A 21,006-nucleotide genomic window follows, 5' to 3' on the forward strand; every position below is an offset into this window, starting at 1 on the left:
TTTACTAAAATTAAGTAAAATGTAAATGTTTACACTAGCACTAAGTTCAATAATTACAAGCGGTAAAGATCTCAATAATAGAAGTAAAATAAGAGTTTCATTGCCTTGCTCTCATTGTCGGTGTTAAATAAGCACAGCAATCAAATGAGGTTAAAAATGGCGACAATCAAAGATGTAGCAAAGGAAGCTGGTGTTTCTGTTGCAACCGTATCTCGAGTGATCAATAAATCCCCTAAGGCGAGTGCTAGCTCTATTGAGTCAGTAACTAAAGCGATGTCTAAGCTTGGCTACCGTCCCAACGCCAATGCTCGCGCCCTGGTAAGCCAAAGCACCAATACCATTGGCGTACTCGTGGGTGATATTTCGGATCCTTTCTTTGGCACGCTCGTTAAATCGGTCGACAACGTGGCAAGAGAAAACGGCAAACACATCTTAGTGGGCAACGGCTCTCATGACCGTGAAGAAGAGAAGCAAGCCATTGAACTGCTGATCAATAACCGCTGCGATTCACTTGTGATTCACTCAAAAGGTCTAACCGATGAAGAGCTGATTGGCTACGCCAAAGAAGTGAAAGGCTTGGTACTGATCAACCGCTATATCGAAGAGATTGCCGAACGTTGCATCTTCCTTGATAACAAGAAAGGCGCCTTCCTCGCGACTGAATATTTGATTCGTCATGACCATAAAAACATTGCCTGTATCGCCTCTTCTTCAAGCATTGAAGATGCAAATGAACGTGTTGAGGGCTACCAAGCCGCTCTGAAAGAGTACGGCATTGAGCTATCTGAAAGTTATATTGAGCACGCCCAGCCAACCAGTGATGGTGGCGAGTATGCGATGACCAACCTGCTGACCAAATCCCTACCGATCACCGGTATTGTGGCCTACAACGACTACATGGCCGCGGGTGCTTTGTCTGTGCTTGACGAGAACGGTATTCAAGCACCGGATAACATGTCGATCATCGGCTTTGATGATGGCTTAATTGCCCGCTATGTTCACCCGAAACTAACGACCATTCGTTACCCTATTCAAATGATGGCTGAGAAGGCAACACGACTCGCTTTGAGCTTGGCAAAAGAGGAAACAACTTCGGCAGAGCCTATGATGTTCTCTCCTACTTTGGTTCGCCGTAACTCGGTAGAAAAAGCCTAAGCGACCGATTGACAAAACGCACTAAAAAACAAAAAAAAAGCCCTAACAGAATCACTTCTGCTAGGGCTTTCTTACCTTACTCAAGTACCCAACACTCACTTCCTATTTAGACAAAATGATTGCTAGGTGCCGCTTTGGTTCATCTCCCCCAGAGGCACATGACAAGTCACATATCTCTATTCATCAATAAACAAAAGCAATGGCATCACCGCTTTGAGCTAGAGCGTACTAGTTTGAAGAATCCCCCGAAAATTCAAACTGGTAACAGGTACGGTAGCGGTATTCTTGTTCCGGCTGGAGAATACAACTGTCCTGCTTCCACTCTGGGTGGTTAGGAGAGTCAGGTAAGAACTGGGTTTCTAATGCCAACCCTGCGTAATCTTCATAGCTACCACCACTGCGGTTTGGTGTACCACCAAGCCAGTTTCCGGTGTATAGCTGCATCGCAGGTTTAGTTGAAAATACTTTTAAAGTGACGAGCGCATCTGGCGAAGTCACGGTCGCAGCACATTGAGTCCCCTTGCAACCGTCAGCCAACAAGAAGGAGTGATCGTACCCCTTGGCGGCTTTCTGCTGCTCATCCCCCAATAGACGCTCGGAGATCATCATAGGCTGATTGAAATCGAAGCTGGTTGATTTCACCGACTTTAGGTTACCTAATGGAATGCCTACCGAGTTAGTCGGCAAGAACTGAGACGCGTTGATACTCACAATATGTGACAAGCAATCGTGCCCAGCTTCTGCACCCAGTAGATTGAAGTACGCATGGTTGGTCAGATTAACTGGCGTTGCTTTATCTGTAGTTGCTTTGTATTCAATAGAAACTCGATTGTCTTCGGTGAGCTCATATCGAACCGACACGTTCAACTTCCCCGGAAAGCCTTGGTCGCCATCAACTGACGCTAAGCTAAACGCAACCGAAGCTTCAGTCTGCTCTGTAATACTCCAACGACGTTTATCAAAGCCATTCGGACCACCATGTAAGGTGTTGCCCGCTTGGTTTGTTTCCAGCTTATAAGTCTTGCCATCAATCTTGAAACGACCATTAGCAATGCGGTTAGCATAACGACCAACTGTCGCCCCCAAATAGCTGGCTTGCTTGTCGAAATTCTCCATTGAGTTCACACCCAATAGCACTTCTCGTCTGTTTCCTTTTACTGGCAAAATACAGCTCAACCATGTGGCACCAATATCCATGAATGTCACTTCCATGCCATGTACATTCGACAGCGTGACAAGCTGAGCGGGCTGGCCATCATAGGCTTGCGTTGCTGTCATGGATTGATGCAGGCTCTGCGCTTGTGTCATTCTAAATTCCTTGTGCTGCCAGTAATAAAGCCCTTACCTTAAGGTAAAGGCATTAGTATTTGGCCTACCATGAACTTTTTGCCTGATAAGCCTTTTCTCTGTCGGTTAGATTACTTCAACTAGACCAGCGCCGTCTTTCGCTTGGCACACATAAATCGATTCTTTTAGTCCGGTCGCTGCTTGATATTTTTGCTCTACTGTTGCTTTGATTTCATCGACTAAAGCAGGTGGAGCCAACGCCACAATACAGCCACCGAAACCGCCGCCCGTCATACGCACGCCACCTTGATCGCCAATCACTTCTTTAACCATATCCACTAGCGTATCGATCTCTTTGACTGTGATTTCAAAATCATCACGCATTGATGCATGTGATTCAGCCATCAACTCACCCATGCGTTTCATGTCATGAGTACGCAGAGCTTGAGCCGCTTCAACTGTACGATCATTTTCGGTAATCACGTGGCGAGCACGCTTAGCGACCATCTCATCCAGCTCAGACTCTTTCGCTTTGAACTGCTCAATCGTTACATCACGCAAAGCTGGAACACCGAACAAGCGAGCCGCTTCTTCACACTGCTCACGGCGCGTGTTGTATTCACTGTCGACCAAACCACGTTTCTTGTTTGAGTTGATGATCACCACCGCCATGTCTTCTGGCATTGAAACTGCTTGAGTTTCTAGACTACGGCAATCCAAAAGCATCGCGTGATTCGCTTGCCCTTCCGCCGAGATCATTTGGTCCATGATGCCACAGTTACAACCAACAAATTCGTTCTCGGCTTGCTGGCCGTTTAGTGCGATTTCTGCCTGTGGGATCTCTAGGTTGTAAAGCACCTTGAACGTTTGACCAATCACCACTTCTAGCGCCGCCGATGAACTCAAACCAGCACCTTGAGGTACATTGCCTGATACTGAAATATCTGCGCCGTTGAATTGGTAACCGCGAGCCAGTAAACACTTAACTACGCCACGAATGTAGTTCGCCCACATCTTGTCTTGTTGGAAGGTAATCTCTTGCGTGATATCGAATTCGTCTACCGCATTATCGTAGTCAACAGACACAACTCGTACCATGTTGTCGTCACGCTTTGCGGCTGCAACAACGGTTTGGTAGTTAATGGCACACGGTAGGACAAAACCATCATTGTAGTCAGTATGCTCACCAATTAGGTTCACACGACCTGGCGCTTGAACGATGTGAGTCGCTTGGTAACCAAGGACTTGCTCAAAAGATGTTTTCACGTTTTGGATTAGATCAGACATAAGTAAACTCTCTGCTTAAACTCTTTGTTCAAATAGTTGTGGCCCCTTCTCGGCACCACTTTATTTCTTTGAGATTCCCTATCTCGTTCGCCTCTCACGGTAGGGAATGACAACATCGGCTGCTAAGCTTCTAAACTCGAAGGCCCAAAGCTCGAACTTCTGGGCTTCTCATCTGCCGTCATTCCAGAATCGAGGGACGAGATATCAGGAATCTCATTTGTTACCTAAGAAGCTGCGTATTACTGCTCTTTGTAGTGAACGTCGCTCAAATCACGAAGACGTTGCGCCGCTTGCTCCGCCGTCAGGTCACGTTGCGATTCTGCCAACATTTCGTAGCCCACCATAAACTTACGAACTGATGCGCTGCGCAGTAGCGGCGGGTAGAAAAGCGCATGCAGTTGCCAATGGTCGATGTCGGTGCCCTCTTCAAAGAACGGCGCATAGTGCCAACCCATCGAGTATGGGAATGAACATTGGAACAAGTTGTCGTAACGGCTAGTCAGTTTCTTGATCGCAAGTGCCAAGTCATCACGTTGTTCGTCAGTCAGTTCACTCATTCGGCGAATGTGTGTTTTTGGCAGCAACATGGTTTCGAACGGCCATGCAGCCCAGTAAGGCACTACAGCAATCCAGTGCTCGGTTTCAACCACAGTACGTGAGCCGTCTTTCATTTCTGCTTCAACGTAATCCACTAATAGGTTTGAGCCTTGTTGTTTGAAGTACTCTTTTAACAGCTTCTCTTTACGCTCAATCTCATTTGGCAGAAAGCTGTTCGCCCAGATTTGACCGTGCGGGTGTGGCTGAGAGCAGCCCATGGTCTCGCCCTTATTTTCAAACGCTTGAACCCATAGGTAATCTTTTCCTAGCTCTTCTATCTGCTCATTCCAGGTATCAATCACACAACGAATTTTGTTCACCGGTAGTTCCGGCAATGTTTTGCTGTGATCTGGCGAGAAGCAGATAACGCGGCTCAGCCCTCGAACACCTTGAGTCTTAAATAGAGGATTGTCAGACTCTGGAGCGTCAGGCGAATCAGGCATCAACGCCGCGAAATCGTTACTGAACACGTAAGTTCCGTCGTAGTCTGGGTTCTCATCACCCGAGATACGCGTGTTAGTTGGACAAAGGAAGCACTCTTTGTCGTACGCTGGCAGTTGCTCAGTGGATGGCTTTTCATCTTGGCCACTCCACGGGCGTTTCGCACGATGCGGCGAGACTAAGATCCACTGACCCGTTAGTGGGTTATAACGACGGTGTGGGTGGTCTACTGGGTTAAATTCAACTTTTGACATACTTACATTGCTCTTAATTTTTGTGTCTTGGCACTTTCACCAAGATAAGTAATTCTTCTGCGAGGAGATTCCCTATCACGCTCGTCCCTCGAATCTGGAATGACGTTTGATAAAACTCAGTGTCTAAACCTCTATGTTTAGACGTTTTTCCAGAGCTCTATAGCTCGGTGCATCAGCTAATAGCCTATAGCGCTCAAGAACCTTTAACTCACCCGTCATTCCAGAATCGAGGTACGAGATATCTGGAATCTCTCTTTTCTAATCTCTTACCGCTGCATTCCCCAAAGAAGTTGGAGTTACAGCTTTCAATTACATCAAGTTAATAGCCATTAGGGTTATTCGACTGCCAATTCCACGTATCCGCCGTCATCTCCATCACGCTGCGAGTCGCCTTCCAGCCAAGTTCACGTTCCGCCTTTTCCGTGCTTGCCCAACATTCCGCAATATCACCAGCACGGCGTGGACAGATTTCATAAGGAACCGGCTTACCTGATGCTTCAGCAAAAGCTTGCAGCATTTCTAGAACACTCGATCCCTTACCTGTCCCTAGGTTGTAAATGTGCAAACCTGCCTTTTCGCCGACCGCTTTTAGTGCTGCGACATGGCCATCGGCCAAATCCATCACGTGGATGTAGTCACGAACGCCAGTTCCATCCGGTGTTGGGTAATCGTTTCCAAAAATAGAAAGCTTCTCTCTACGACCGACAGCAACCTGCGCAATGAATGGCATTAAGTTGTTTGGAATACCTTGTGGGTCTTCGCCCATAGTGCCTGAGGGGTGCGCGCCAACCGGGTTGAAATAACGCAGTAACGTCACGCTCCAATCATTTTCAGCGTTGAATAAATCACTCAAACACTCTTCAACCATGTACTTACTTCGACCATAAGGATTAGTCGTTGCACTTGTTGGAGAGCTTTCGGTGATTGGCACAATCTCAGGGTCACCGTAGACAGTCGCTGAAGAACTAAACACGATACTTTTCACGCCCGCTTTTTTCATACAGCGAGCAAGAACCAATGAGCCATTAACGTTGTTATCGTAGTATTCCAAAGGCTTAGCGACCGATTCACCCACCGCTTTTAGGCCTGCAAAATGAATCACAGCTTGGATATCATGCTTGGCAAACACGCCATCTAAAAACGACTCATCACGGATATCACCTAAATAAAATGTTGGTGTTTGACCGGTTAGCGCATTGATTCGCTCCAGTACTAGCTCTTTGCTATTGCAAAGGTTGTCTACAATGATTGGCTCCATACCTGCCTGCATCATTTGGATGCATGTATGGCTCCCGATGTAACCCATACCGCCTGTAACCAGTACTTTCACAATCAACCTCTCTTCGCTGTCATTCACGATTTAATCTGCCCCAATACGCTGCGTATTGGTTCGTTGTTGCGGAAATAGTAGCAGCCAATTTGGCAATATTTCTGTGATCAGAACCACGAAGTGTAAACGTTTACACAAAGTTACACACAGCTCGTCGATTAAGTTATAGAAAAAATAAATCGATATAGACATCTAATTCATTGAATTTAAATGAGATATTTATAGATAGTTAGATTTGAGACATCACAGAGGAGTTGAGCATTTATTTTACTAAAAGTTAATGCAATGACTTTCAGTTTGATTACAATAGGTCTGTACAATAAAGAGGTGCATTGCTTTTTTTACTAAAGACAAATTTCAAAGCAGCGCAATGTTCCAAGAACAGGAAGTGAGTATGGCAACGTTAAAAGATATCGCGACTGAAGCTAATGTTTCATTAGCTACCGTTTCTCGGGTTCTCAATGAAGATCCTACATTAAGCGTCAAGGAAGAGACCAAAAGGCGTATCTTTGAAATTGCAGAGAAGCTGGAGTACAAAACGAGCAGCTCACGTAAAACGGTTAGCAGCAAAAAGCAGCACCACCACTTCCTTGCACTGTATAACTACAAGCAAGAAGCGGAAGTTAACGACCCTTACTACCTATCAATTCGTCACGGTATTGAAACCCAGTGCGAAAAGATGGATGTCGACCTAACCAACTGTTATGAAAGTAAAATACAGACCAACTCAAGCCAAGTTACTGGCATTTTGCTCGTAGGAAGAATGACTCAAGAAGTTATCGAGCAAGCGAAAAAGCTTACGGATAACATCTGTTACGTTGACTTCACTGATCACTCAGAACCTTATGATTCTGTTGATATCGATCTCGCTCGTATCAGCAAAGAAATCACCAATTTCTTCATCAACCAAGGTTATGAGCGCATTGGTTTCATCGGCGGCCAGGACGATATCAACACCTCTGATATTCGTGAGATCGCCTTCGCAGAATACGGCGGTTTAAAGAACGTTGTGAGCGAACAAGACATCTACCGAGGCGACTTCTCTAGCTCTTCGGGCTACAAACTAGCGAAGAAGATGTTAGAAAGTGGCGACTACCCAAAAGCGATGTTTATTGCATCAGATTCAATTGCAATCGGTGTTTTACGTGCAGTTCATGAGCATGGATTAAGCATTCCTGATGATATTGCGCTCATCAGTGTAAACGACATCCCAACAGCTAAATTTACCTTCCCATCTTTATCAACCGTTCGTATTCACTCTGAACTGATGGGAATTCAAGGTGTTAACTTATTGATTGAGAAATCTCGTGACGGCAGAACCATCCCATTACGAGTGTATGTACCGAGCAAACTCAAACTAAGAGACACAACAAAATAACTATAACTTTCAATTAGATAACTAAAGGCCACCAATATGTCGGGTGGCCTTTTTTATGCATACCACATCACTTTTCATTCGCATTCTCCCTTGTAAAATCCGCCGCCTAAAGCACCCAATAGCATTATTTTAAGTGGATCACACAGCACTGTAAAAAGCCCCTAAAAAACGTGATGGAGTTAAAGTAAAACGTTTTCACCAATTTCATTTAGTAAAACTTTTACCAATAATTACCTCAGTCCAAAAAATACTCGTATTCACTACGACCCAATTACGCATAAGAACGTCGGCTAGCATTCAAATAGGCCGAGAGAGAGGCAACGTGAACAACTGGGAAAACTTCCTGAACTTACATGAGAACCGTATGGCACCACGTGCTTACTTCTTCTCATACGCATCAGAAAAAACCGCTAAAACATTTCAACGTGAACTAAGCAGCCACTTCCAACTACTAAGTGGTCAATGGAATTTCAGCTACTTCACTAACCCGCTCTTGGTTCCTGAAGAGTTTTACTCTCAAGAGATGAGCGATTGGGGCCACATTACGGTGCCAAACATGTGGCAAATGGAAGGCCACGGCGATCTTCAATACACAGATGAAGGTTTCCCATTCCCGATTGATGTACCTTTCGTACCGTCAGATAACCCGACAGGTGCATACCAACGTTCGTTCTTCCTTGGCGACAGCTGGAACGAGAAACAAACCATTATTAAATTCGATGGCGTAGAGACCTACTTCGAAGTTTACGTAAATGGTGAGTACGTTGGTTTCAGCAAGGGCAGCCGCCTCACCGCTGAATTCGATATCTCTAGCCACGTAAAAGCGGGCAACAACCTACTTTCTATTCGCGTGATGCAATGGGCAGACTCCACCTACATTGAAGACCAAGACATGTGGTGGACAGGCGGCATCTTCCGTGATGTTTACCTTGTTGGTAAAGAACAACTTCACGTTCAAGACCTAACGGTTCGTACTGATTTTGACGACGCTTACCAAAGCGCGACCCTTTCGTGCAACGTTGCTCTAGAAAACCTAGCAGCAGCGACTAACGCAACTATTGAGTACGCATTGCTTGATGGCAGCCAAGTTATCTCCCAAGGCTCAGTAGATAACTTAACTGTTCCTAACCAACAGACTGGCGGCAATGCGAACACTCAATTCTCTATCGATGTCGTGAACCCTGTTCAATGGAATGCTGAAAACCCATACCTTTACCAACTGTTGCTGACGCTAAAAGACACAGACGGCAAAGTGCTAGAAGTGATTCCACAGCGCGTTGGTTTCCGAGACATTAAAGTTCGCGATGGTCTGTTCTACATCAACAACAAATACGTGATGCTGCATGGTGTAAACCGTCACGACAACGACCACCTGAAAGGTCGCGCTGTCGGCATGGATCGCGTTGAGAAAGACTTGGTGTTGATGAAGCAACACAACATCAACTCAGTACGTACTGCGCACTACCCGAATGACCCACGTTTCTACGAACTGTGTGACATCTACGGCCTGTTCGTGATGGGTGAAACCGATGTCGAAACTCACGGCTTTGCTAACGTTGGCGACCTAAGCCGCATCACTAACGATCCAGCATGGGAAGCGGTGTTTGTTGAACGTATCGAACGTCATATCCACGCTCAAAAGAACCACCCTTCTATCATCATGTGGTCTTTAGGTAACGAATCAGGCTACGGCTGCAACATCCGCTCTATGTACGATGCGGCAAAAGCAATTGATGACACCCGCTTGGTTCACTATGAAGAAGACCGCGATGCTGAAGTGGTCGACATCATTTCAACCATGTACTCACGCGCTCAACTGATGAATGCCTTCGGTGAATTCCCACACGAAAAACCACGCATTATCTGTGAATACGCACACGCAATGGGTAACGGCCCAGGTGGCTTGACCGAATACCAAAACGTGTTCTACAAGCACGATGCAATTCAAGGCCACTATGTTTGGGAATGGTGTGATCATGGCATTCTAGCGCGTGATGAAGCGGGTACTGAGTTCTATAAGTACGGCGGTGACTACGGTGACTACCCGAACAACTACAACTTCTGCATGGACGGTTTGATCTACCCAGACCAAACACCAGGCCCAGGCTTAAAAGAGTACAAGCAGGTTATCGCCCCAGTGAAGATCCGTGACTTCAATACTGAAGACGGCACCTTCACCGTTGATAACAAACTTTGGTTCTCAAACATCGATGACTACACCATCACTGCGGAAATCCGTGCTGAAGGTGAAACCATCGCTGTGCAACACATCAAGATTGAAGAACTGGCAGAAAACTCGAGCCGTGAACTGACACTTAACTTGCCACAACTTGATGAGCGCGAAGTGTTTGTGAACTTTACCGTGCGCAAGGATTCTCGTACGCCTTACAGCGAAGCGAACCACGACATCGCGGTGTATCAATTCCAAGTGAAAGAGAACACAGCACAGCTAGAAGCCTTCACTAACAACAATGCGACAGCACTGAATGTGGAAGAGTCTCGTTTAGCTTACCTAATCAAAGGCCACAACTTCGCACTGAACTTCTCGAAAGTGAACGGCAAGCTGACGTCATGGTTGGTCAATGGCGAAGAGATGATTAAGTCAGAACCACGAATCAACTTCTTCAAGCCAATGATCGATAACCATAAACAAGAGCACGATGGTTACTGGGAGCCTGCACACTTGCAAATTATGCAGGAGCACTTCCGTAGCATTGACCTTGAATGCGTTAACGTTGAACAGGTAAACGGCAAGGTAGAGATCACCACCACCAGCATCATTGCTCCACCAGTATTCGATTTCGGCATGCGTTGTGAATATCGCTACCAAGTTAATGCTGAAGGCCAATTGAACGTTGAGCTAAGCGGCGAACGTTACGGTGAGTACCCTCATGTAATTCCTGTGATTGGTTTTGATATGGGCATTAATGGCGACTTCGACCAAGTTCAATACTACGGTCGCGGCCCTGAAGAGAACTACCAAGACAGCAAGCAAGCCAACATGATTGATGTGTACCAATCAACCGTTGCAGACATGTTCGAGAACTACCCGTTCCCACAGAACAACGGCAACCGCCAACACGTTCGTTGGGCTGCGCTTTCAAGCCGCGCGGGTAATGGTATTGCAGTAAAACCACAGCAAGAAATCAACTTCAGCGCGTGGTTCTACACCAACCAAAACCTGCACCAAGCACAACACACCATTGAGCTAGAGAAAAGCGGTTACATCACGTTAAACCTAGATCACCAAGTGATGGGCTTAGGCTCTAACTCTTGGGGCAGCGAAGTGCTCGATTCTTACCGCGTTTACATGGACGAGTTCCGCTACGGTTTAACTCTGATTCCATTCCAAGCAGGCGATTGCGATGCGCAGCACCTAATCAATCACAACTTTGGCGATGAGTTTTTTACGGTGGATGCACCAAAAGCTCAACCACAACTGAACGAGGCATAAGCGATGATCGTTTTAGAGAACTTAGAACAATTTAAAGTCGTCTACCGCGATGGTCGTAAATGGCAACGCTGTGTAGAAGCGATTGAAAACATCGGCAACATCAAAGATGGCGTGATGTATTCCATTGGTGATTCACTGGCTTACATGATTGAAGACGGTGTGGCTCGGAACACAGAAAACTTCACAGGTAATCGTCGTTACTTCGACGTGCACTACTACCTAGAAGGCCGTGAAAAGGTTGAATTCGCAGCGAAATCAGAGCTAGAGCAGATCCAAGCTTATAGCGATGAAACCGACCGCGAACACCTAATGGGGAACGGTGAAACTCGTGAGCTAGCTGAAGGCCAAGTGGCGATCTTTGACAACAATCAGGCTTACCGTTTCCACGGTGATAACCGAGTTCGAAAAGTGGTACTGAAAGTGACCATTGAAGACGGTTACTTCCTCAATAAATAAACAATAACGCTATCTATTCACAGTATGTATCGAGCCTTGCCGTTCAAGGCTCCAACATGCTGAACAAAGCCTCAATGCTTCCTCCCTACAAGGAAGCATTGAGAAATAACGACTATAATTACGTGATTCCTCGGAGGACACTATGTCTGAATCTGTACGCGGTAAGTTAGGCAAATTTGCCCTGCTTTCCATGACATTTGCAGCGGTATTTAACGTTCGCAACATCGTAAACAACAACATCGAATTGGGATTAAGTTCTGCTCCTATCTTTTTGCTTGCGACCCTTATTTACTTCATTCCGTTCGTATTCATTATTGCTGAATTCGTATCAGCAAATAAAAATTCTGAGTCAGGCATGTACGACTGGCTCAAAAAACCACTCGGCTCTAAAGCTGCTTATTTAGGCTCATTTTTATACTGGTTCGTAAACCTGTTCTGGTTTGTATCTCTGCTACCAAACGTCATTGCTTACGCCTCTTACGCAATGCTGGGCTACGAATACGCTTTCTCTCCGCTAGTGACTTCGGTGATCTCAATTGTTCTGTTTGCTGCTGCAACGCACATTTCAACTAAGGGTGCGAGCTGGCTAGGCAAGATCTCTGAAATCGTGGCTTACGGTGTATTCGCACTATTCGCTATCTACGTTATCGGTGCACTAATGGCGCTAGGCGGCGACCACGTACCAGCTGAGCCAATCACGCTTCAAGCTATGTCTCCGACCATTAACTGGGCAACGCTAGGCATTATGTGTTGGATCTTCCAAGCTGCTGGCGGTGCTGAAACAGCAGCAGCTTATCTAAACGATGTAAAGGGTGGCCACAAGTCTTTCATTAAAGTAATCATCGGTGCAGGTATTGCTATCGGTTCAATGTACGCCATTGGCTCACTACTGGTAAACGTGTTCGTTGCTCGTGAAGACCTAACGTATGCAGGTGGTATGGTTGAAATCTTCACTGGTATGGCTCAGTTCTTCAACATCTCTGAATCTATGACGGGTCGCTTCGTTGGTATCGTTCTGTTCGTTGCTATGTTTGGCTCAATGATGATGTGGACAGCAGCACCTGTGAAAATCCACTTCTCTGAAATTCCGAAAGGCGTTTACGGTGAAAAAACAACAGAGCTAAACGAACATGGTGTGCCAGTTCGTGCAGCATGGTGGCAGTTTGCGTTCGTATTCGTGATGCTTGTGGTTAACGGCTTCGGCTCTGAATCAGTACAAGACATGATGAACACAGCAATCAACCTAACAGCTGGTACCGCAATGCTACCGCCTATCTTTATCATGGTGGCGTACTTTGTGTTCCGCTTGAAGCATGACGATACACCGCGTGATTTCCGTATGGGTACTCGAGTTCAAGGTATGGCAGTAGTATCAGTACTTATTGGTATCTTCGTTGTGAGCATGACAGCTTCAGCCTTCCCAACAGGTGTAGACCTAGTTCAAGCCTTCTTCATCAACGTATTTATGACAGCGGTATTCTCTGGCATTGCATGGTGGTGGATCTCTCGCTTTGAAAAGAAGCAAGCAGGTAAAGAAGCTAAGCTAGAAACGGCTAAGCAGTCGTAACCTTAGTTAACCTTCAGTATTTATAAAAAAGCGCCCAATACGGCGCTTTTTCTATTTAAATCAATAAATTAAAATAGAAAAAACAATAATAAAAACGCCATTCCGTCAAGTGTAAACCTCTCATAAACACCGATAAATCGCCAAATAAAACAGCTACAAAAACCAAGGTAAAATATTAACTAAATATATTTACTCAAGGTCACATATTTGATCAATTTCGATTAACTTCCCGCCGCTTAATCTTTAATCTTCTTGCTGAAGAGACAAACTGATTCATATAAAGAAAGTGACATATAGCCCCTACAAGCTCCATAAAAACGTCGCCTATGAAACAAGTAATCTCTTTGTAGAACACATTAGTATCTGCCTCTTGATGTCGGTAATAAATTTACTGAAATCAATAAAAACCAATGCTTATGTGTCCGATCGTACATCGAATAAAAATAACAACGAGCCAACCCTGACAAAACAAAGCAGGTGTTTGCCAAACCAACATAACAATAAAAGTGCGGCCTAGATTCACCCTGTCTAGGACCAAGTTATAACGATCATCAACGTGATTCACCGGAGAACATCATGTCCGATAATAAACGCAGTACGATAGGCAAGTTTGCCCTACTGTCTATGACCTTCGCGGCGGTATATAGCTTCAATAACATCATTAATAACAACATCGAAATCGGCCTCTCCTCGGCTCCGATGTTCTTTTTAGCAACCATCTTTTATTTTGTTCCTTTCTGTCTGATTGTTGCTGAGTTCGTATCCCTGAATAAAGACTCAGAAGCGGGTGTTTATTCATGGGTTAAAAGCTCTCTAGGCGGTCGCTGGGCGTTTATTTCAGCTTACACATACTGGTTTGTTAACCTATTCTTCTTCACGTCTCTACTGCCTAGAATTATCGCTTACGCGTCTTATGCGTTCTTAGGTTTCGAGTACATCTTCACGCCAATGACCACCGCGATATTGAGTACCATTTTGTTTGCGGTCGCGACGCATATTTCTAACAACGGCGCGAAACTATTAGGCCCTATCACTTCATTAACTTCGTCATTGATGCTGCTTCTGACCATGTCTTACATTCTGCTGTCAGGCGGTGCCTTGATCGGTGGTATCGAACCGGCGGACCCAATCACCATTGAAGCAATGACTCCAAGCTTTAACTGGGCATTCCTAGGCGTCATCACTTGGATCTTCATGGCCGCTGGCGGCGCAGAGTCGGTCGCAGTTTACGTAAACGACATCAAAGGCGGTCACAAGTCTTTCGTTAAAGTGATCATCATTGCGGGTATCTTCATTGGTGCGCTGTACTCGGTGGGTTCAATCCTGGCTAACGTATTCGTATCTCGCGAAGAGCTTAAATTCACTGGTGGTTCAGTACAGGTTTTTGAAGGCTTAGCACTCTACTTCGGCTTACCTGAAATTCTTATGAATCGCTTTGTGGGCATCGTTTCTTTCACTGCGATGTTAGGCTCTCTACTGATGTGGACAGCAACACCGGTTAAGATTTTCTTCTCTGAAATCCCTAAAGGTATCTTTGGTGAGAAGACAGTCGCCCTGAACAAACAAGGCGTACCGGAGCGTGCAGCCTGGGTTCAGTTCTTCATCGTGATTCCGTTGATGTTCATCCCGACGCTAGCGTCTGACACGGTGCAAGATTTGATGAGCACCATCATCAACATGACTGCAGCAGCTTCAATGCTACCGCCACTGTTCATCATGATCGCGTACCTACACTTGCGCCTGAAACTCGATCACCTACCACGTGATTTCCGCATGGGCTCTCGCCCTGTTGGTATCGCTGCGGTATCGATTCTTATCAGCATATTTACCGTGGGTTTCTTCGCATCGACCTTCCCAACAGGTGCTGACATCATGACTATCATCTTCTATAACGTCGGCGGCATCGTGATCTTCTTGGGTTACGCATGGTGGAAGTACGGTCAATACGAAAAAAGCTTGTCTCCAGAAGAGAAAAAACTAGAAGCAAAACCAGAGCCTGCGAACGCTTAAGTTAGCCTTGCACTCTCGTTAAACCCCTCAGGCACTCTCGTTAAAGCCCTAAGGCACTCCCCCATTTGGTGAGTGCCTTTTTATTTACCCATCCAATTCTTCCATCAGATTTCAATTCACAAACCAAATATATCCATCACCAGCCATCAGCGTACAAATTCAACTAAAAACCAAATTTACGCCAAGGTAAATATTTACTAAAAACAGATCACACTTTTAGAGTGATTTAATTTTAAACACGAAAATAATCATTAATATCGGTTTTGCGATCGTAAGTGAGCTGACCGTATACGCCTTGAAGAGCACCCCATATTAGAAGTCAGAACAACCTACGAAGCTTCATTTATCAACCCGAAACAGAAGTGAATAAAATGAAACGTAGTTTTACTAAAACCACTCTTATTACAAGTTGTATTCTTGCTGCTCTAACGGCGAATGCCCACGCTAATGAAACCGCTGCTAACCACAGCGACACTCAGCCCCCTAAAACAGAATCCGAAACGCTTTTTAACTTCTATGGTGAGCTTGGCCTTGGTGGTCATGTTGCTCTAGAAGGTGACGACAAAGGCCGCTACGCCGACGGCACTTACATTGAAGCTGGCTTGGCTATCGAGCATGGTAATTGGTTTGGTCTTGCTTACATGGAAGGCTGGACAGTTCAAGCCGATGACGAAGGCAATGCATGGGCTACTGGCCACGGTTGGGGCGGCTTCGAAGGTGGTTTTAACCGCTTCTACGCTGGTTACCGCACTGATGCAAAAACAGAATTTATTGTCGGTCGTATGGACTCGTCTCTGGATGACGTTCAATGGTGGGGTGACCCAACGGTAGAGTACGGCTACGCGATCTCAAACACTCGCGACGTACACGTTGGTGTGAAGATCCAAAACCTAGAAGGCAAGCTGCGCTACAGCGTTTCCTTCGCTCCTGAATCTGATTTCTCTGAAGACGATGCGCTGATTCACTTTGGTAAATACGACAACTTCGCAGATCAATGGAAAGACAAAAACGCCATGGTCAACGGTTATGTCCAATATGACCTGACTGACGACCTAACCCTAATGGGTGGCGGTGAAGTTCGTAATAACGACGGTGGCGAACTTGTACTACTAGGTGCTGAATACAAGAACTTCGCTACGCGTGTGTGGCACGACACCGATAAAGGTAACCAAGAGTCTTTCGGCAGTGAGTCTGGTATTCAAACTAGCGCTTGGTACGAAGCCGCACAAGGCGTTTACCTGTCAGCAGCCTACAACTACGCCAACTTTGATGGCGATAACGGTGAAAAAGAGATCACCTCTTACATCAACGCCGGTGTTTGGTACGAATACGGAAACGGTGCATTTGCGACCGCTTTCGATAGCCGCTTTGGCGTAGGTAGCGACACTGAAATTGGCGACGCACAAGTGTTCGCAATGCAATACTTCTACTGGTAATAACAGGAACTCACTATGAAACTGAACAAATCATTCGCAGCTATCGCTATTGGCGCAGCACTTGTTGTTACTGGTTGCGCATCAAATACAGGCTCTGAAGAGCTTCAAGCAAACCAATTTAAAAACGTTATCGACCGCACTGGCTCACCAGAATACATGCGTGACTACGACTTCGATGACCATCAACGCTTTAACCCGTTCTTCGACCTAGGTGCATGGCACGGTCACTTGTTACCAGACACAGCTGAAGGCATGGGTGGCTTCCCGGGAACAGCGCTGCTTACTGAAGAATACATTAACTTCATGGCTGATAACTTTGACCGCCTAAGCGTTTATAAAGATGGCAAAAAAGTTGAATTCACAATGGAAGCTTACAGCCTACCGGGTGCATTGATTCAGACGCTAAAGTCTGACGATGTAACGGTAGAGATGACAATGCGTTTTGCTTCTAACCGTACTTCTCTGCTAGAGACTAAAATCACCACTGACTCGCCAGTTGAGTTAGTGTGGGACGGTGAACTGCTTGAAAAAACACACGCGAAAGAAGGCGTAGCGCAAACCGATAAAACCATCGCCGAGACTTACCCTGACTACAACCGCCAAATCGTTGCAACCGAAGACGGTCTAAAGGTCACTTTCGGTAAAGTGCGTTCAACCTGGGATCTACTGACTTCAGGCGAGTCTGAGTACCAAGTTCATAAATCGATCCCAACCCAAATCAAGGTCGATGGCCTAACGTTTACTTCAACGGCAAGCATTGAAGAATCAACCATCATCTACACCACATACTCGCACGTGCTAACGGCAGAAGAAGCGAAAGCGGAACAGCCAGAGATCAAAAAGATCATGGCAAACCCTACCGACTTCTTAGCCGCATCTGAAGCTCGCTGGGAAGGTTACCTAGAGATGGGCTTAACCAACCCGAATGCGACGCCTGAGCAAGAGCGTGTTGCAGTAAAAGCGATGGAAACCCTAAACGGTAACTGGCGTGGCGCAGCAGGTGCGATGGAGTTTGACTCTGTGACTCCTTCGGTTACGGCTCGCTGGTTCTCAGGCAACCAAACATGGCCGTGGGATACATGGAAGCAAGCTTACGCGATGGCGCACTTCAACCCAGACGTAGCGAAAGACAATATCCGCGCAATGTTTGCCTACCAAATTCAAGCTGACGATCCTGTTCGCCCTTGGGATGAAGGTTACGTGCCAGATCTATTGGCTTACAACCTAAACCCAGAACGTGGCGGCGACGGTGGTAACTGGAACGAACGTAACACCAAGCCAAGCCTAGCGGCGTGGGCGGTAATGGAAGTTTACAAGACCACCAGCGATGAAGCTTGGCTAGAAGAGATGTATCCAAAGCTAGTGGCTTACCACGACTGGTGGCTGCGTAACCGTGATAACAACGGCAATGGAGTTCCAGAATACGGCGCAGCGCGTGATAAAGCACACAACACTCCTGAAGGCGAAATGTACTTCACTGTGGTTCGTGGTGACAAACACGAAACCGTCGTTGGCCAAGCAGCGCTGGATAAAGTGATTGCGCAAGGTAACTATGACTACATCGAGAGCCCAGCTCAAACCGCTGCGTCTTGGGAGTCAGGTCGTGATGATGCTGCAGCCTTTGGTTTCATCGATAAAGACCAGCTAGACGCCTACGTTGCCAACGGCGGCAAACGCAGTGATTGGGATGTTGAATTCGCTCAAAACCGCGCGGAAGACGGCACTCTGTTAGGCTACTCACTGCTACAAGAGTCGGTTGACCAAGCAAGCTACATGTACAGCGATAACAAGTACCTAGCGGAAATGGCTGACATTCTGGGCAAAGAAGCGGAAGCGAAAGAATTCCGTGAAAAGGCTGAACACCTATCGAACTACATCAACACCTGTATGTTCGATGAAGGCACGAACTTCTACTACGACATTCGTATTGAAGATAAACCGTTAGCCAATGGCTGTGCAGGTAAACCGATTGTCGAACGTGGCAAAGGCCCTGAAGGTTGGTCACCACTATTCAATGGCGCAGCAACCCAAGCACACGCCGATGCGGTGGTTTCTGTGATGAAAGATACCTCAGAGTTCAACACCTACGTTCCACTGGGTACGGCAGCGCTTTCTAGCCCAGCATTTGGCCCAGATATTTACTGGCGTGGACGCGTATGGGTAGACCAGTTCTACTTTGGCCTTAAAGGTATGGACAGCTACGGCTACCGTGATGATGCGATTGAAATGGCAGGCGCTTTCTTCGACCACGCCGATGGCTTGGTGCAAGACGGCCCTATCCGTGAGAACTACAATCCATTGACCGGTGAGCAACAAGGTGCGCCAAACTTCTCTTGGAGTGCAGCTCACTTGTACATGCTTTACAACGATTTCTTTACTGACGCAGAGTAAATTAAACCTATACCTGTCTTCTGGAATTCAATGAAAAGATAACCTCATAAATTTCAGGCTTTGGCACTCAGTATCTCGCTGAGTGCCTTTTTTTACTTCTCACTCAGCATGAAAAAGGAAGATATAGGAGTATTTGGCCTACCATGATCCTTTTACTCTCATTCCTGCACATTAAGCTCTTGTTGTTATTTTTCAGTGGCTAAAATCCGATCGAATCACACCATGAAACACGCGAATAAGTTTCACCACAAAGAGCAAGAGTGTGGACAACACTGGTTTATTCAAAATATCTTTACCCTTATTCGTAATCCGGACATTAATTTGATAGTCGTTTACCCAATAACCACTAAACTATAGTCTCGCCTTCCTTTTTTTTTGAGAAAAACTAAATGCCTAATGCTGATTCCACCCTAAACAAACGCATGGGAATCGTTGCGCTCACTTGGCCAATTTTTATCGAAGTGCTGCTTCGAACTGCACTCAACACCAGCGATGTATTCATGTTATCGGGATACTCAGACAAAGCCGTGTCTGCCGTTGGTGTTATCTCTCAGATATCCTTTTTCCTAATCATCGTATCGACCATGGTCAGCAGTGGTACTGGTATTCTCATTGCCCAATACAATGGCGCCTCACGCGATCAAGAAAGCGCGCAAGTCGGCGTTGCCAGCATCATATTGGCGATAATTACGGGTGTATTGCTGAGTATTTTCGCCGTGCTGGGGGCAGAGTACTTTATTCCGCTCTATCAGCTTGAAGCTCAGGTTGAACAGTACGCACAGGAGTACTTGTTCATCAGTGGCGCACTCACTTTCAACGTCACGATAGGTGTGGTACTCACCACTATCCTCCGCAGCCATGGTTACTCTAAATCTCCAATGATCATCAACATGATTGCTGGTGTGATTAATATTTTCGGTAACTACTGCGCGCTCTACCAACCTTTTGGCTTACCGGTATACGGCGTTCAAGGGGTAGCCATTGCAACCGTGACTAGCCAAGTGATTGGCATGCTTATCTTGATTGGTGTGGTCAGAAATAAAGGCATAGAGCTCCCCGTGAAACAATTTAAATCGGTACCGAAATCTATCTATCAGAAGATAATGAAGATCGGCTCGATGAACGCGGGTGAAGTGCTCTCTTACAACATGGCACAGATCAGCATTACCTTCTTTGTCGTTCAGATGGGCACATCGTCACTGGCGGCCTTTACCTATGCTCAGAACATCGCACGTCTCTCGTTCGCATTTGCTTTAGCCATTGGTCAAGGTAGCCAAATTCAAACCGGTTATTACATTGGTAAGGGATGGATCGATGAAATAACGTCACGCGTACAGCGTTACTTTGTGGTGGGCTTCATCGCCTCAACCACGATCACCTGTGTGGTTTACCTATTCCGCTATGAAATTCTCGATCTGTTCACACAAAATCCTGAGATCATCGCATTAGCGGCAGTGCTGATTGCAGGGTCAATCATTCTCGAAGCGGGTCGAGTATTTAACCTGATCTTCATCTCATGCTTGAAAGCCGCTGGCGATATTAAGTTCCCAGTAAAAATGGGTATCCTCAGCATGTGGGGCATTGGCGTCGCGATGAGCTATTTGCTTGGCGTACACTGGGGGTATGGTGTGCTTGGTGCTTGGATGGCGATCGCGATGGATGAATGGTTCCGAGGCATCATAATGGCGTATCGCTGGAGAGCAAAAAAATGGACTCGTTTCTCACTTTAAGTGATTGAAGATACATTGGTAAATCTGACTGATGCAAAAGAAAAAGCGCTAGGGGGAGCTAGCGCTTTTTAGACCAACTAAATCCGTTTAGCCTGGTAGGTTTTTGAGCTATATAATGAGGATATAACCAATTTTTTTACTTAGGTAAATCAAAAAGCCTATTCTTTCCGACTGCTTTGAGTCGTAAATTAAGTATAGTCGGATTCTTATTATTAACCTGATTTTTCCTTAAA

General features: G+C 46.0%; 13 protein-coding genes. 9 read left to right on the plus strand and 4 right to left on the minus strand.

What is annotated here, in order from left to right; all coding sequences use genetic code 11:
• Positions 1-156: 156 nt before the first annotated feature.
• A complete protein-coding gene (locus OH460_RS06450) occupies positions 157-1,155 on the plus strand; it encodes a substrate-binding domain-containing protein (RefSeq protein ID WP_269996009.1) in 999 nt (332 codons plus the stop codon).
• Positions 1,156-1,383: 228 nt separating this feature from the next.
• On the opposite strand, the gene galM is transcribed toward OH460_RS06450, so the two are convergent.
• The 4 genes from galM to galE form a co-directional block, all read right to left on the minus strand.
• Positions 1,384-2,463: a galactose-1-epimerase gene (gene galM, locus OH460_RS06455; RefSeq protein ID WP_269996011.1), complete on the minus strand. Its 1,080-nt coding sequence runs from the start codon at positions 2,461-2,463 to the stop codon at positions 1,384-1,386.
• Positions 2,464-2,568: 105 nt separating this feature from the next.
• Positions 2,569-3,729, minus strand: coding sequence for a galactokinase (gene galK / locus OH460_RS06460; RefSeq protein ID WP_269996013.1), 1,161 nt, complete (start codon positions 3,727-3,729; stop codon positions 2,569-2,571).
• Positions 3,730-3,968: 239 nt separating this feature from the next.
• Positions 3,969-5,021 carry a UDP-glucose--hexose-1-phosphate uridylyltransferase gene (locus tag OH460_RS06465; protein ID WP_269996015.1) on the minus strand — a complete coding sequence of 351 codons (1,053 nt, stop codon included), beginning with the start codon at positions 5,019-5,021 and terminating at the stop codon, positions 3,969-3,971.
• A gap of 319 nt (positions 5,022-5,340) precedes the next feature.
• Positions 5,341-6,351, minus strand: a complete 1,011-nt coding sequence (gene galE, locus OH460_RS06470) for a UDP-glucose 4-epimerase GalE (RefSeq protein WP_019824889.1) — start codon at positions 6,349-6,351, stop codon at positions 5,341-5,343.
• A 394-nt stretch (positions 6,352-6,745) separates the two neighbouring features.
• On the opposite strand from galE, the gene ebgR reads away from it, so the two are divergent.
• From ebgR to OH460_RS06510, 8 genes are all read left to right on the plus strand, one after another.
• On the plus strand, positions 6,746-7,729 hold the full coding sequence (ebgR, locus tag OH460_RS06475; RefSeq protein WP_019824887.1) for a transcriptional regulator EbgR: 984 nt from the start codon (positions 6,746-6,748) through the stop codon (positions 7,727-7,729).
• A 322-nt stretch (positions 7,730-8,051) separates the two neighbouring features.
• Positions 8,052-11,183, plus strand: a complete 3,132-nt coding sequence (gene ebgA / locus OH460_RS06480; protein ID WP_019824885.1) for a beta-galactosidase subunit alpha — start codon at positions 8,052-8,054, stop codon at positions 11,181-11,183.
• Between the two features lie 3 nt (positions 11,184-11,186).
• Positions 11,187-11,639, plus strand: a complete 453-nt coding sequence (locus OH460_RS06485; protein ID WP_019824884.1) for a beta-galactosidase subunit beta — start codon at positions 11,187-11,189, stop codon at positions 11,637-11,639.
• Between the two features lie 142 nt (positions 11,640-11,781).
• Positions 11,782-13,206: an amino acid permease gene (locus tag OH460_RS06490; protein WP_061032555.1), complete on the plus strand. Its 1,425-nt coding sequence runs from the start codon at positions 11,782-11,784 to the stop codon at positions 13,204-13,206.
• A gap of 576 nt (positions 13,207-13,782) precedes the next feature.
• Entirely contained in the window at positions 13,783-15,216 is a 1,434-nt protein-coding gene (locus OH460_RS06495) for an amino acid permease (protein ID WP_061032554.1), read from the plus strand.
• Between the two features lie 371 nt (positions 15,217-15,587).
• Positions 15,588-16,652 (plus strand): protein YgjJ, encoded by a 1,065-nt coding sequence (gene ygjJ, locus OH460_RS06500; RefSeq protein WP_061032553.1) that lies wholly within the window; start codon positions 15,588-15,590, stop codon positions 16,650-16,652.
• A 15-nt stretch (positions 16,653-16,667) separates the two neighbouring features.
• Positions 16,668-19,043 carry an alpha-glucosidase gene (ygjK, locus tag OH460_RS06505; RefSeq protein WP_269996026.1) on the plus strand — a complete coding sequence of 792 codons (2,376 nt, stop codon included), beginning with the start codon at positions 16,668-16,670 and terminating at the stop codon, positions 19,041-19,043.
• Positions 19,044-19,432: 389 nt separating this feature from the next.
• Positions 19,433-20,773 carry an MATE family efflux transporter gene (locus OH460_RS06510; protein WP_269996028.1) on the plus strand — a complete coding sequence of 447 codons (1,341 nt, stop codon included), beginning with the start codon at positions 19,433-19,435 and terminating at the stop codon, positions 20,771-20,773.
• Positions 20,774-21,006 lie beyond the last annotated feature (233 nt).

Source organism: Vibrio sp. Makdt, assembly GCF_027587015.1.
Classification (GTDB): domain Bacteria; phylum Pseudomonadota; class Gammaproteobacteria; order Enterobacterales; family Vibrionaceae; genus Vibrio; species Vibrio chagasii_B.